This window comes from Nodosilinea sp. LEGE 07298 (assembly GCF_015207265.1).
In the GTDB taxonomy this organism is placed as follows: Bacteria; Cyanobacteriota; Cyanobacteriia; order Phormidesmidales; family Phormidesmidaceae; genus Nodosilinea.
The window spans coordinates 1-13,672 of record NZ_JADEXE010000183.1; the positions used below are offsets into that span (position 1 = coordinate 1).

The 13,672-nt window shown below is 54.9% G+C and carries 12 protein-coding genes; 5 read left to right on the forward strand and 7 right to left on the reverse strand.

Annotation, left to right across the window (positions count from 1 at the left end):
• Positions 1–85: 85 nt before the first annotated feature.
• The 4 genes from IQ273_RS21545 to IQ273_RS21560 form a co-directional block, all read right to left on the reverse strand.
• Entirely contained in the window at positions 86–628 is a 543-nt protein-coding gene (locus tag IQ273_RS21545) for a photosystem I reaction center subunit XI (protein ID WP_194025219.1), read from the reverse strand.
• A gap of 142 nt (positions 629–770) precedes the next feature.
• On the reverse strand, positions 771–3,002 hold the full coding sequence (gene psaB / locus IQ273_RS21550; protein ID WP_194025220.1) for a photosystem I core protein PsaB: 2,232 nt from the start codon (positions 3,000–3,002) through the stop codon (positions 771–773).
• A 52-nt stretch (positions 3,003–3,054) separates the two neighbouring features.
• Positions 3,055–5,409: a photosystem I core protein PsaA gene (psaA, locus tag IQ273_RS21555; protein ID WP_194025221.1), complete on the reverse strand. Its 2,355-nt coding sequence runs from the start codon at positions 5,407–5,409 to the stop codon at positions 3,055–3,057.
• A gap of 71 nt (positions 5,410–5,480) precedes the next feature.
• Positions 5,481–6,698, reverse strand: coding sequence for a photosystem II q(b) protein (locus IQ273_RS21560; RefSeq protein ID WP_194025222.1), 1,218 nt, complete (start codon positions 6,696–6,698; stop codon positions 5,481–5,483).
• A gap of 830 nt (positions 6,699–7,528) precedes the next feature.
• On the opposite strand from IQ273_RS21560, the gene psbV reads away from it, so the two are divergent.
• Positions 7,529–8,044, forward strand: a complete 516-nt coding sequence (gene psbV, locus IQ273_RS21565; protein WP_194025223.1) for a photosystem II cytochrome c-550 — start codon at positions 7,529–7,531, stop codon at positions 8,042–8,044.
• 184 nt (positions 8,045–8,228) lie between these two features.
• Here the strand turns inward: psbV and psbF are convergent, their stop codons facing one another.
• The 3 genes from psbF to IQ273_RS21580 all read right to left on the reverse strand — a co-directional run bounded on the left by psbF (position 8,229) and on the right by IQ273_RS21580 (position 9,742).
• A complete protein-coding gene (gene psbF, locus IQ273_RS21570; RefSeq protein WP_194025224.1) occupies positions 8,229–8,363 on the reverse strand; it encodes a cytochrome b559 subunit beta in 135 nt (44 codons plus the stop codon).
• Positions 8,364–8,697: 334 nt separating this feature from the next.
• Positions 8,698–9,528: a photosystem II manganese-stabilizing polypeptide gene (locus tag IQ273_RS21575; RefSeq protein ID WP_194025225.1), complete on the reverse strand. Its 831-nt coding sequence runs from the start codon at positions 9,526–9,528 to the stop codon at positions 8,698–8,700.
• A 40-nt stretch (positions 9,529–9,568) separates the two neighbouring features.
• Entirely contained in the window at positions 9,569–9,742 is a 174-nt protein-coding gene (locus IQ273_RS21580; RefSeq protein ID WP_194025226.1) for a hypothetical protein, read from the reverse strand.
• A 521-nt stretch (positions 9,743–10,263) separates the two neighbouring features.
• On the opposite strand from IQ273_RS21580, the gene apcD (IQ273_RS21585) reads away from it, so the two are divergent.
• The 4 genes from apcD (IQ273_RS21585) to IQ273_RS35920 form a co-directional block, all read left to right on the forward strand.
• Positions 10,264–10,740 carry an allophycocyanin subunit alpha-B gene (gene apcD, locus IQ273_RS21585; RefSeq protein WP_194025227.1) on the forward strand — a complete coding sequence of 159 codons (477 nt, stop codon included), beginning with the start codon at positions 10,264–10,266 and terminating at the stop codon, positions 10,738–10,740.
• Positions 10,741–11,012: 272 nt separating this feature from the next.
• Positions 11,013–11,498: an allophycocyanin subunit beta gene (apcB, locus tag IQ273_RS21590; protein ID WP_194025228.1), complete on the forward strand. Its 486-nt coding sequence runs from the start codon at positions 11,013–11,015 to the stop codon at positions 11,496–11,498.
• A gap of 124 nt (positions 11,499–11,622) precedes the next feature.
• Entirely contained in the window at positions 11,623–12,102 is a 480-nt protein-coding gene (gene apcD, locus IQ273_RS21595; protein WP_194025229.1) for an allophycocyanin subunit alpha-B, read from the forward strand.
• A 113-nt stretch (positions 12,103–12,215) separates the two neighbouring features.
• Positions 12,216–13,672: phycobilisome rod-core linker polypeptide (locus IQ273_RS35920; RefSeq protein ID WP_194025230.1), on the forward strand; the 1,457-nt coding region annotated here is incomplete at its 3' end.

Here is a 13,672-nt window from a genome sequence, read left to right on the forward strand (position 1 = left end):
CCCCTCCTGGGAGGGGCAGGGGTGGGTTGTTCGGGTTTACGGTTCCGCCTTTTGCCTTGCACCGTAAACCGTACACCTTCTCCCCCTAGCTCACATTCACTGCACCGCGCAGCATGGCATCGAGGGCGTCGAAGTTTTCGAGCAGGACGTAGGCAAAGATTGCTCCACCCATGGAGCCGAGCAAGATGCCGCTGCACAGCTGAAACCAGTCATCTTTGTTGCGCAGAGGGCGCAGGCGATCGCTGGAATGGGAGTTGTAGGCACCACCGGGGTCGCCCTGGAAGGTGGCCAGGGCAAAGATAGAGATGCCCAAACAGGCGGAAACGGTGATGTAGATAGCGGTGATTAGTCCGCTGAGATTGGCTCCATGGGCGGTTTCGCGCAGGGGGCCAACCACAACCTCCGGCCCGACTAAAAAGTAGCCGTGGGCCATGCCAATTTCTAGCCCCCGTAAAAAAGGGCTGAGGCCGGGGCGGTAGGCGGGCAGGTTGTTGATGTAGGTCTTAACTAGGCCAGAACTGTTGATTGGCGTGGCCAGATTGCCGAGTTGGGGGTTGCCTTGGTAAGGCTTAATCGGATCGTCATAGTCGTAGGCATCGGCCCAGACGGATGATGGTGCGCTGGTCATGGTCTTGCCTCGTAACTTAGATCTTGGGGACTTAGGAATGGGGGAAAGTCCTGGCCGCTGAACCTCGGCCAGGACTGGTCTGCGAAGGAGAGTCCGCAGCTTGGGGCCGGGGAGATGGAGAGCAGCCCCCCGGCCAAAGGTGTCAAGGGAATCGGCTAGAGGTAGACGCAATTAGAAATGCGCCGTAGGTGGCAATGTAGCCGACAGTGAAATGGGTAAGCCCCACCAGGCGGGCCTGCACGATAGACAGGGCTACGGGCTTATCTTTCGGATAGCCAAAGGAGAGGGGGGTGTTTTCGTGAGCCCACAGCAGGGTTTCGATCAGCTCTTGCCAGTAGCCCCGCCAGGTAATCAGGAACATGAAGCTGACGGCCCAGACCAGGTGCCCAAACAGAAACATCCAGGCCCATACGGCAAGGTTATTGGTGCCCATGGGGTTGTAGCCGTTGATCAGCTGGGCTGAGTTGAGCCATAAGTAGTCGCGGAACCAGCCCATTAAATAGGTGGAGCTTTCGTTAAACTGAGCCACGTTGCCCGACCAAATGGCGAGGTGCTTCCAGTGCCAGTAGAAGGTCACCCAACCCAGGGTGTTGAGCATCCAAAAGGTGGCCAGGTAAACCGAATCCCAGGCAGAAATGTCGCAGGTGCCGCCGCGACCGGGGCCATCGCAGGGAAAGCTGTAGCCGAAGTCTTTTTTGTCGGGCATCAGCTTTGAGCCGCGGGCATCTAGGGCTCCCTTGACCAAGATCAAGGTGGTGACGTGCAGGCCGAGAGCGATCGCATGGTGCACCAAAAAGTCCCCTGGGCCAATGGTCAAAAACAGCGAGTTGGTGCCGCTGTTGATCGCCTCTAGCCAGCCGGGCAGCCAGACATTGCCGTGGTTGGGCCAGGCGGTAGACGCAATGCTGTCGGGGTTTGAGAGCAAGGTGCTAATGCCATAGAGCGCTTTGCCGTGGGTGGCTTGGATCCACTGGGCGAACACAGGCTCGACCAAAATCTGCTTGTCGGGGCTGCCCAGGGCCACCTCGCAGTCGTTGTGCACATAGAGGCCGAGGGTGTGAAAGCCGAGGAACAGCGAAACCCAGCTCAAATGGGAGATGATCGTCTCTTTGTGGTCGAGCGCCCGGGCCAGCACATTGTCGCGGTTAGCCATTGGGTCGTAGTCGCGAATCAGAAAGATCGCGCCGTGGGCAAAGGCCCCCAGCATCAAAAACCCAGCGATGTACTGGTGGTGGGTATAGAGGGCCGACATGGTGGTGTAGTCTTTGGCCATGAAGGCATAGGGCGGCATGGCGTACATGTGCTGGGCCACCAGGGAGGTGACCACCCCCAGGCAGGCCAGGTGCCAACCCAGCTGAAAGTGCAGGGAATTGTTGTAGGTGTCGTAGATGCCCTGGTGGCCCCGGCCAGTGCGGGGGGCAATGAAGAACCCCTTCCACCCCGGCCCCTGGAGGGCTTCGGTCATTTCTTTGATGCTGTGGCCGATGCCAAAGTTGGTGCGGTACATGTGCCCGGCGACAATGAAAATCACCGCGATCGCCAGGTGGTGATGGGCCATATCCGTCAGCCACAGGGAGTCGGTTTGAGGGTGAAAGCCCCCCAAAAAAGTCAGCATGGCGGTACCTGCCCCCTGGGCGGTGCCAAACAGATGCCCGGCGGTATCTGGGTTTTGGGCATAGGCCCCCCAATTACCCGAGAACAGCGGGGCCAACCCCTCTGGGTGGGGGCGCACCGCCAAAAAGTTATCCCAGCCCACGTGCTGGCCCCGTGACTCGGGAATGGCCACATGCACCAGGTGCCCCGTCCAGGCCAGGGCGCTGACCCCAAACAGCCCAGCTAGGTGGTGATTGAGCCGCGATTCGGCATTCTTAAACCAGGAGAGGCTGGGCCGAAACCGGGGCTGGAGGTGCAGCCAGCCCGCGTAGAGCATGACGGCGGCCAGCAGCAGCAAAAACATGGCCCCGGTAAACAGGTCGTTATTGGTGCGCATGCCGATGGTGTACCACCAGTGATACACCCCGGAATAGCAGATATCGACCGGGTTCATCGCCCCGGCTTGGGTGTAGGCCGCGATCGCAGCCGGGCCAAACTGAGCATCCCAAATGGCGTGGGCAATGGGGGACGTATTGAGGGGATCTTCGATCCACAGCTCAAAGTTGCCCTGCCAGGCCACGTGAAACAAAATGCCAGAAATCCACAAAAAGATGATGGCCAGGTGACCAAAGTGGGAGGCAAAAATCCGCTGGTACAGATTCTCCTCCGTCATGCCATCGTGGCTTTCAAAATCATGGGCGGTTGCGATCGCATAGAAGAGCCGACGGGTGGTCGGATCTTGCTGCAAATCCTGACTAAATTTTGGAAATTTTGTCGCCATTTCAAAACAGATACGAAGGTCAAACAACGCAGTGTGATTCGGTAGTTTGGGGTTACCCCACCGCCACCATGCGGGCCAGGAAAAAGGCCCAGGTGGTGACAATGCCCCCCAGCAAATAGTGAGCAACTCCCACCGCCCGACCCTGGGTAATACTGAGGGCGCGGGGCTGAATCGCCGGGGTGATCTTGAGCTTGTTGTGAGCCCAGACAATCGACTCGATTAGCTCTTGCCAGTAGCCGCGACCGCTGAACAAAAACATCAGGCTAAAGCCAAAGACAAAGTGCCCGGCCAAAAACAGTAGCCCGTAGGCCGACAGAGCCGACCCGTAAGAACCAATCACCTGACTGGCCTGGGCCCAGAGAAAGTCTCGCAGCCAGCCATTGTTTGTAATCGACGACTGGGCAAAATTGCCGCCGGTAATGTGGGCGATGGTGCCGTCGGCATTGACCGTGCCCCACACATCCGACTGCATCTTCCAGAAAAAGTGGAAAATCACAATTGACAGGGAGTTGTACATCCAGAACAGCCCCAAAAACACGTGGTCCCAGGCCGACACCTGACAGGTGCCGCCCCGCCCCGGCCCGTCGCAGGGGAAGCGAAAGCCCAGTTCGCCTTTGTCGGGAATCAGGCGAGAACTGCGAGCAAACAGCACCCCCTTGAGCAGCACCAGCACCGTCACATGGATGGTGAAGGCGTGAATGTGGTGGATGAGAAAATCGGCGGTGCCCAGGGGAATAGGCATCATCGCTACTTTGCCGCCGACCGCCACCACACCGCCGCCAAACACGTGGCTGACCGGGCCGCTGAGGCCGGGGGCCGTCACCCCAATCCCCGCCAGATCAATGTTGCGCAGGCCGCCAAATACATTGCCCAGGGGCTCTGCCGCCTGCAAGCTGGCCCCCACCGCCATGGTTTGAACGTGCTGCACCCACTGGGCAAAAATCGGCTGGAGCTGAATGCCCGTGTCTGAAAACATGTCTTGGGGGCGGCCAAAGGCCCGCATGGTGTCGTTGTGACAGTACATAGCAAAGCTGTGGAACCCCAGGAACTGACAGGCCCAGGCCAGGTGCGAAATGATCGCATCGCGGTGGCGCAGGGTGCGATCGAGCACGTTGTTGACGTTTTGGGCCGGGTCATAGTCGCGCACCATAAAGATGGCGGCGTGGGCGGCGGCCCCCACAATCAAAAAACCGCCAATCCAGACATGGTGGGTAAAGAGCGAGGTCACCGTGGCGTAGTCGGTGGCCAAATAGGGATAGGGCGGCATGGCATACATGTGTTGCGCCACGATAATGCTGAGCGACCCCAGCATGGCCAGGTTTATCGCCAGCTGGGCGTGCCAAGAGGTGGTCAACACCTCAAACAGGCCCCGGTGCCCCACCGGCCCAATAAAGCTCAAAAAGGGCAGCATCTTTGGGGTGCGGGCATCTTCTAGCATGACTTTGATGCTGTGGCCAATGCCCCAGTTGGTGCGGTACATGTGCCCCGCCACGATAAATAAGACTGCGATCGCCACGTGGTGGTGGGCAATATCAGTCATCCACAGCCCCCCGGTGACCGGGTTCAGCCCTCCCTTAAAGGTGAGAAAGTCGGTATAGGCCGACCAGTTCAGGGTGAAAAAAGGCGCTAATCCCTGGACAAAGCTCGGATATAACTCCGCCATTAACGCTTTGTTGAGAATAAATTCGTGAGGTAAGGGAATGTTCCCCAAAGGGACTCCCGCATCCAGCAGCCGATTGGTCGGCACCGCCACATGGATCAGGTGCCCAGCCCAGCCTAGGGAGCCTAACCCCAGCAGCCCCGCCAGGTGGTGGTTGAGCATAGACTGCACATTTTGAAACCACTCCAGCTTGGGGGCGCGCACATGGTAGTGAAACCAGCCCGCAAACAGCATCAGGGCGGCCATGACTAGAGCGCCCATGGCTGTCCAAAACAGCTGAAACTCGTGGGTAAAGCCTTCGCCCCGCCACATCTGAAACAGCCCAGACGTAATTTGAATACCCCGAAACCCGTCGCCCATGTCGGCATTGAGCAGCTCTTGGCCAAAGATCGGCCAAACCACCTGGGCACTGGGCTTGGTATGGACAGGATCGGCCATCCATGAGGAGAAGTTAGAAAACCTGGCCCCGTGAAAGTACATACCGCTGAGCCACAGGAAGACCACCGCCAGGTGACCAAAATGGGCCGAAAAAATCTTGCGCGAAATATCTTGCAGATCGCTGCTGTGGCTATCAAAGTCGTGGGCATCGGCGTGGAGATTCCAAATCCAGGTGGTGGTTTGGGGTCCCCGCGCCAGGGTGCGATCAAAATGTCCCGGTTTGGCCCACGGCTCAAAGGATGTCGGCACCGGATTTTGATCGACGACAACCCTAACCTGCTGCCCTTGCTTCGAAGGACTGGTTGTCATAAAAACACTCCTTTACTAAACAAATCATTAGTCGGTCGCTAACGCCACGGATAAAAAAGGTGAAGAGAAAGCTAACAAACTGTCTCCCAATCAGGCGAGCAGACCTGGCCAGGGCTGTCCTGGGGGATGTCATCTGTTTCTAAGCTGGTCTCCGAGACAGCGTCTAGCCAAAGGGGAAACGGATCCGCAGGGCTGCTTTTCATCGCCCGAATGCCGAGGTTGGCCTGGGTGGTAATGTCGGCCCAGGTGGGCACTACGGTCTTTTGGAGATAGCCCTCCGCAGACCAGCCCGAGAAGCGGTCGAACCCAAAGGCCGCCATATCGACCCCCATCGCTGCCGACCAAATTCCCGCCACGGGAAAGGCCGCTAGAAAAAAGTGCAGCGATCGCGAATCTTTGAATCTCATGCCTCGCCAGAGCAGCTTTTCCTGGTTGGCTTGGGCATGGTCAAAGCTGTAGGTTTGGTGAGGTCTTGCGGCCCAAGCGGGTTTCTTCCACCCCGAGGGGCTATTCTCCAAAGCAGAGGCTTCGCCAACGCCCTGGCGAATTACCGCCGAGGTCACCAATGAACCGTGGGCAGCACAGAGCAACGACCCGCCGAACACCCCGATCACCCCCAGCTGATGGAAGGGATTCGCCAAAATATTGTGATCGGCCTGAAATTGCAGCATAAATGTGAACGTGCCCGAAATCCCCAGGGGCATGCCCGATGAGAAGCTCCCCTGACCCACGGGATAGATCAGCAGCACCGATACCGCTGCCGCCACCGGAGCCGTAAACGCCAGAGAAATCCAGGGCCGCATACCTAGGCGGTAGCTAAGCTCCCACTCCCGGTCTTGGTAGGCAATGATGCCAATCAGAAAATGCAGCACAATCAGCTGGTAAGGGCCACCATTGACGAGCCACTCTTGCAGCGAGGCCGCGTCCCAAATTGGGTAAAAGTGCAACCCAATGGCGGCCGATGTCGGCACAACAGCCCCGGTGATCAGGTTATTGCCGTCTAGCAAAGCTCCAGAAATAGCCCGCCCGGTGCCGTCTAGGTCAACCGCTGGGGCCGCGATAAACGCCAGCACAAATACCACTGCCGCCGTGGCCATAGTGGGTATCATCAGTACCCCAAACCAGCCAATATAGATCCGGTTTTCGGTACTGGTAACCCATTGACAAAAGCGCTCCCAACGATTGACTCGCCTACCTCTTAACCGGGCACCCACTGCCTGATTAGGCTCTGAGACTTCAAGTTGGCCAGGGCGATTGATGGCAGTCGCTCTACCAAGCTGTGTGATCATAGAAAATTCCTCTCTCGACCATAGGGAGCTGCCAAGTTGACAGCAGTTTGAGACGCACTACAGCAGGAATGGAGGTCATTTTCAACCTCCTCAACTCGACCTGGGGTGAAGCGTTTCTAGCCTCATCCGGGAGTTAATTTATCGTTTGGCGATAGTTAATCGTCAACTAAAACTGACTGGAGCAGCCCTATACACAATGAGCTGGACGCGGCCAACTTAGCCCATCGCAGTTAATGTCTGCCGGGCGTCTAGGATCTTGCTTAAACAGCAAACCCTCGCCAGATCGGCTTAACTGGCCGTGCTCAATTAAGACCTAACAATAGGAAAAGAAAATGAAAAACTGATGAAGACGAAGATCTACTTTAAGGAAAGTTACACTTCAAATCCTTGCAGCACAAGGCGTCCAGATAACCTATACCTAGAGTGAGGCCACCCAAGCTTCTGATCGACTGACAAAGGTTTGCCCCGTAGGTTGGCTTGAGGTTACGAAATCCAGCGCTAGCACTAGTTTTGTTGGGTTACGCTATCGCTAACCCAACCTACGGCGGAATCAAGATTTCGAGAGTTTTGTCAGTCAAGCCGCCCAAGATTTCTTAGGGCTTGGTTCACCCATCAGCCTGGGAGCTTTTTGTATCTCTGGCACAATTTCTGGTACAAACATAAAGAAATGAATTTTTGATGAAAACTAAGAAGATAAACCAACTAATTTGAAAATATTTATTAATGATTTTTAGTATCTAAAGAAATATTTTAAGCAAGCTATTAAAAAGCAATTAGTCCAACAATTATGATAGTTTCGATGCTGTGAAGCAGCTTTCAGGAGTAATTTAATGACTCACTTTTTTGAAAGATATATTCTGAAGCATCTTTTTCTAATTGTGGCGCTGGTGGCAGTTTTCATGATCTATTGGCCCGTCGACTCGGCTTTTGCCATCGAAATCGACAAAGCAGCCCGTACATTGCCCCTCAATGCTTCTGGAGAGACCACTACGCTAACTGAAAAGCAATTGACTAATGGATTGAAGAAATTTAATAAAAACTGTGCCCAGTGCCATTTGGATGGCATTACCAAAACCAACCCCGATGTCGATCTAGGGCCTCGGGTGTTAGCCTTAGCTACGCCACCTCGCAACAATTTAGAGGCGCTGGTTGGTTATCTCAATAACCCAATGACCTACGATGGCATGGCTTCTCTCGAAGAACTCCATCCCTCCACGGCAAGGGCCGATTTATTCCCAAAAATGAAGAATCTCACCGAAGCAGACCTGGTGGATGTTGCTGGTCACATCTTGGTACAGCCCAATATTATTGGCCCTAAGTGGGCTAGCGGTAAGTCAGGGCGTTAGGGGGCTAGTTAGATTCATGGGGTTCACGGTTTTAGGTTCAAGGTTTTAGGTGTACGGCCTGCCTGAGACCATTGGGTCAAGTACTGGTTGTAAGTCTGGAATCAACCGGGTTTATAGGGATGACAACCCTTGTGGTGTCCTCTTCTCTAGAACCCGGTTTTTGGTGTCTTGGGGTTGTCGGGCGCTAGCGCTGGATGAATTGCATGGCTGCGATCGCACCCAGGAAAAATACTGTTGGCACCGCCAGGGTGTGAATCGCTAGCCACCGCACCGTAAAGATAGGGTAGGTCTTGGGCTCGTCAGCTGTGTAGTTAGACATGAGTTATTTCTCCTTGCAGAAACAGTCTGCGGTTGGTGATATTAGTCTTGCTGTGAATATGGCTGGGTAGTTGCCATAGGGAAAGGCACAGCGAGGCTGTGCCCAGTCAGGAGTGCTCAGACAACACTCGGCGACAAACTTTGCGGGTGGCCCTTACATACCAAGTCCAGTTCGGGATCTGTAATTGCCCCACCGGTAGACCTCCGCATCTGGACTTGGATTTGGTTTAGTTAGGAGATTTCCAGCAAAGAAAATACCCCGCTTACGAGTCGTTCTACCGTAGGGGCAAATGGTTGTTTGCCTAATACAGGGAAGTTATCTTCGAGCAACAACCTTAGGCCGTTGCTGATTCAAGCCGGGCATAAAATATCCCCTGAATTTTTACATCTACCGGGTCTTTGGCCCCAAAATCGGTATCTGAGGGTTGAATGCTCTCAAACAGTCCCGATATTTCCCCAGTGCTTTGATCGACCCGATTAACTTGCAGCTTTAGGGTACCTTGCCCCATTTCAAAGACCTTCGTGTTGGGGCGTCGGAAGGATTCGCTGTCGGCCTGACTGGGCAGACCCACGGCAGCGTCATAGCCAACGGTCACCCCTCGACCTTTGGGGTCTAGAAATCCGGCGGTGCGGTAGGAGGGTACCTGAAATGCCCCCTCGAACTGGGTGGCGGGGTTGATGCTACTGGTGCCAGCAGGGGTCTGGGCGATTAATCCCTTGATTGTAAACAGCAGCGGCACGCGTTCCCCGTCGGGTAGCTGCACCGTAACGGGCTGAAAATCGAAGCCGCTCTGCTCTACAAAGGTGAGCCCGCCAGCGGGGTTTGCCATCAGGGTGCCGCTAACTTGATCAATAGTGAAGCTGGCCCGAGTGAGCATTTTGCTGGGCACAAACTTAGTGTTTTGCCGCTTTACCAAAGGGGTTTGATTGACTAGAAAGGCCCTGGGCTCCATACACAGATCCTTTAGGGTGTAAGACTGGTTGGAGGCTAGGGCGATCGCATCTCGCCTTGTTTCATCAATCTGGGGGCAAAGGTTGGCCAGCCCGCTGCCTTTGATTTGCTCATAGCTCAAGGCCCCATTGTCCACCTGGGGGCCACCGCCGCAGGCCGTTAGCAGCCCCAAACAGAGGACTAGGGCCACGGCAACAAATGTGCGATATCTCATTTTGAAAACCTGGCAGTAAATTATTAAGCTTCGCCCAAGTTCAGGTGTGGAGTGCCGCCGGAAAGAAAACGACAGAGCCAGAACTGGACTGGGCATGACGACCCCAGATGTAGCCATCCAGGTACTGAAGATAGGCCTGCATTAAATCACTGAATTCTGAAGTTCCTGGGAAGAAGGGGACTTTTTTCGGCGGCAAATCGCGATCGGAGTGCATCCCAAATTTGTAAATTCATCATTCCGACGGCTAGTCGATCTGTCATTCCCGTGCAGACGGGAATCCACAGCAGGCATCTTTCTCCCGCATGGATTCCCACCTGCGTGGGAATGACGCTAGACATCTGCAAAAATGGCCTGCACTCTTGCGATCAGGCGTTTATCCCCAGGTCATCTATATCAATCATTGTGGTCATTTTTATTTATGTAGTTTGTTTAAGCGAGACTCATACTTTCATAGGTTCTTCATTTTTATTGCCTATTCTGCTAACTAATCCTTGATTGGAGACATTCATGTCTTGGTAGCAAGCTTAATAAAAACGAGACGCTTGAACCCCTGAGCAAAGCTATCAAACTCTAGCTCTGCGATTTTTTGATCGCAAGACTCACCAATCCAAATCCTTTATTTATATCCTTTTGCCTAAGGAATTTAGATTGGTTGAAGCTAGCTAGTCTGCGGCATCCGTGCATAGATATTTGCCCGTTTAAATCGAGTCCATACTCCCGGAGGCAAGATTAACCATGAGCCTAGTAACCGAACTCATCTTAAATGCAGATAGTGAAGCCCGTTATCCGGCTCCAAAGGAAATCCGCATTTACCAAGATTTTGTAAAAACTGGTGACCAGCGGATTCGCATTGCAAAAGTGCTGGCCGAAAATGAACAGCGCATTGTGCAAAATGGCAGCGCCAGGTTTTGGGAGCGCTGCCCCAACACCCCCAGTAACTGCGGTAATGATCGTAAAACAGCCTCTTGTCAGCGAGATCAGGGTTGGTATGTACGTCTGATTGCCTACTCTATTTTGGCAGGCAGCGAAAGACCGCTAGAAGAAATTGGCACCGTTGGCATTAAAGAAATGTACAACAACCTAGAAATTCCCATTCGCAACATTACCGAATGTATGCGCTGTCTCAAAGAAGAAGCCATGTCTCTTATGAGCGAAGAAGATGCCACCGAAGTGGCCCCCTACTTTGACTTGATTATTCACTCCCTGTCTTAGGGCTCTACGCAGCCAAAAGGAACCAGGTCGTGAGCCGGGCCATAGGAAAAAAGCCGTCAGGTTTGCAGTCAATTGATTGGCAAAATCGTAGAGGTAGCTTGAGTTAAACGCAGGGTTACCCAACACCAGAGCTAGTTTGGTCGGGTTTTGCGATCGCGCCGTCTGCGCAACTAGTGCAACCCCGCGATAATAAACTCACCATTTCTGACACCTGAAACCCGGCACCCAAAACCCCAATCAGCACTACTTTTTTATAAGAGAGGATTTGACCCATGCAAGACGCTATCACAACCTTAATTAACTCCTCAGATACCCAGGGAAAATACCTGGACAATAGCTCCTTAGAGCGCCTGCAAAACTACTTTCACAGTGGTGAGCTGCGGGCCAAAGCCGCGATGACCATTAGCGCCAATGCCGCAACCATTGTCACCCGCACCACGGCTAAATCATTGCTCTATACCGACATCACCGCCCCGGGTGGCAACATGTATACCTGCCGCCGCTACGCCGCCTGCGTGCGCGATATGGACTATTTCTTGCGCTACGCCACCTACGCCATGCTGGCTGGCGATCCATCCATTCTGGATGAGCGGGTGCTCAATGGCCTGCGCGAAACCTACAACTCCCTAGGCGTGCCGGTGGGAGCCACCGTGCGGGCCGTCCAGGCGATGAAAGAGGTCACCACCGAAATGTTGGGGGCCGAGGCGGGCAAAGAAATGAGCCTCTACTTTGACCATATCTGTACAGGGTTGGGTTAGGGCAGGGGGTGTCGGGTTTTGGGTATCAGGTTCACGGTTCTGCCTTTTGCCTTGCACCTGACACCTAACACCTTGCACCCGACACTTGACACCCATCCCCTTGCCCCTCACCTGATATCAAACCATGAGTATCATCACTCAATCGATTGCCAATGCCGATCGCGAGGCCCGCTACCTTAGCCACGGCGAACTCAATGCCCTGCGCGGTTTTTTTGAAGCGGGCAGTCAGCGCCTGCGCATTGCCTCAATCTTGACGGCTAATGCCGAGAAAATTGTTGAAAAGGGCAGCGAAAAGTTTTGGCAGCGTTGTTCTGTTACCCCTAGCAATAGCGGTAACCGAACCTTTCGGGCCTCCTGCGTGCGCGATCAGGGCTGGTACATTCGCCTGATTACCTATGCCGTTGTGGTCGGCGACATTGACCCACTTCAGGAGAGCGGCATCAAAGGGGCCAAAGCCATGTACACCGCGTTAGAAATTCCCCTGAGAAATGTTGTCGAATGCATGCGCTGCCTCAAGGAAGCCGCCCTTGACCTATTGACGGTGGCAGACAAAGCCGAAGTTGGCCCTTATTTTGACTACCTGATTCAGGGAATGACGCCTTAGGAAGGGTATGCGGTTCAAGGTGCAAGGTTTCAGGCTCAAGGCCTTCCTTGCACCGTATACCTTGCACCTTACACCTGTTACCCGACACCCAACATCCAAACCAGAGAAAACCTATGACTGATCGGACTAACGGTGGCAGCCCCCTCACTCATCCGCAAGCCTTTCACACTGTGCCCACTGCCGTGATTGCCGAGGCCGAGCGGCGCGATCGCTACCCTAAGCAGAGCGAGTTCAAGCAGCTGTCTGCCTTCTTTCGTACCGGGCTGAAGCGCCTGGAGATCTCGACTGTGCTGGCTCAGCAGGCCGATGCGATTGTGGCGTCTGGGGCCAACCGGATTTTTTCGGGCGGGTCGGCCATGGACTACCTCGACTTGCCAGACGAGCGCGTTGGTATGCCAGGATCGGGCTATTACGTGGGGGAAGACTTTTTATCCGCTGGGGCGCGGGGCGGTGGTCGACTGGCTAAAACCTTCGCCAGCCTCCAGGAAGCGGGCTTAACCGATCCCGCCATTGGGCTAATCGACCGGGTGAAGACCCTATTTGCCTCAGGTCGGCCCAGCACCCCCAGTCGCTTTCGCACCATTGACATCCGTAAGTACGGCACCGCTCGCATGAAGCGATCAATGCGAGACCTGGCCTGGTTTTTGCGCTACGTCACCTACGCCATTGTGGCAGGTGACACCAGCATTCTCAGCGTCAACGCGCGGGGGCTGCGGGGGGTCATTCCTGAAGATGTCACCCTGGCCACGGTGGTGGCGCTGCAAGATATGCAGTGGCGGGCCAGCCTGTGCTTTCCTAACGATGAGGCGGCGGCGGCTCTGGTGAAGCGCTATTTTGAGGTGCTGATTACCGACTACCTGGTAGAAAAGCCGGACAACCAACTGCGGTTTGGGGTCTCGAAACTGCACCCTGGTCTGCCCCTACCCCAGAGCTATGCCCAAAGTGCCCTGCCTACCCCCAAGCTGGTGATCAAGCCGGGGCTGTCTGAAACCGAAACGCAAGAGGTGATTCGAGCCGCCTATCGCCAGGTCTTTGAGCGCGATATCACCCACGCCTACGGTCTGGCCCTGACCGATTTAGAGTCTCAGCTGCGCAGCGGCCAGCTCTCAATGAAGGAGTTCGTCCGACATCTGGGCAAATCGCGGCTGTATCGCCGAGAGTTCTACGAACCTTTTACCATCAGCCGGGTGATTGAGCTGGCCTGTCGGCACTTTTTAGGGCGCGGGCTGAGCTGTTTAGAAGAATTTCAGACCTATTTTGACGTGATTTCCACCGGCGGGCTACCGGCCCTGGTCGATGCCCTGCTCGACACCCAGGAGTATGCCGATTACTTCGGGGAAGAAACCGTTCCCTATCTCCGGGGGCTGGGGCTGGAGGCGCAGGAATGCCGGAACTGGGGACCGCAGATCGATCTGTTCAAGTACAGCGCTGTGGCGCGTAAAGTGCCCCAATTTGTTACCACCTTTGCCAGGGCGCAAAAGCCGCTGCCTAATCAGCATCCCTATGGGGTGGGCAACGACCCCCTAGAGATTCAGTTTGGGGCAATCTTTCCCCAGGAACAGCACAGCCC

Coding starts and splice junctions, on each gene's coding strand:
- apcD (WP_194025227.1), top strand. CDS start 10,264: ATGAGCCTAGTAACCGAACTCATCTTAAATGCAGATAGTGAAGCCCGT.
- IQ273_RS21575 (WP_194025225.1), bottom strand. CDS start 9,528: ATGAGATATCGCACATTTGTTGCCGTGGCCCTAGTCCTCTGTTTGGGG.
- apcB (WP_194025228.1), top strand. CDS start 11,013: ATGCAAGACGCTATCACAACCTTAATTAACTCCTCAGATACCCAGGGA.
- apcD (WP_194025229.1), top strand. CDS start 11,623: ATGAGTATCATCACTCAATCGATTGCCAATGCCGATCGCGAGGCCCGC.
- psbV (WP_194025223.1), top strand. CDS start 7,529: ATGACTCACTTTTTTGAAAGATATATTCTGAAGCATCTTTTTCTAATT.
- IQ273_RS21560 (WP_194025222.1), bottom strand. CDS start 6,698: ATGATCACACAGCTTGGTAGAGCGACTGCCATCAATCGCCCTGGCCAA.
- IQ273_RS21545 (WP_194025219.1), bottom strand. CDS start 628: ATGACCAGCGCACCATCATCCGTCTGGGCCGATGCCTACGACTATGAC.
- IQ273_RS21580 (WP_194025226.1), bottom strand. CDS start 9,742: ATGCACTCCGATCGCGATTTGCCGCCGAAAAAAGTCCCCTTCTTCCCA.
- psaB (WP_194025220.1), bottom strand. CDS start 3,002: ATGGCGACAAAATTTCCAAAATTTAGTCAGGATTTGCAGCAAGATCCG.
- psaA (WP_194025221.1), bottom strand. CDS start 5,409: ATGACAACCAGTCCTTCGAAGCAAGGGCAGCAGGTTAGGGTTGTCGTC.
- psbF (WP_194025224.1), bottom strand. CDS start 8,363: ATGTCTAACTACACAGCTGACGAGCCCAAGACCTACCCTATCTTTACG.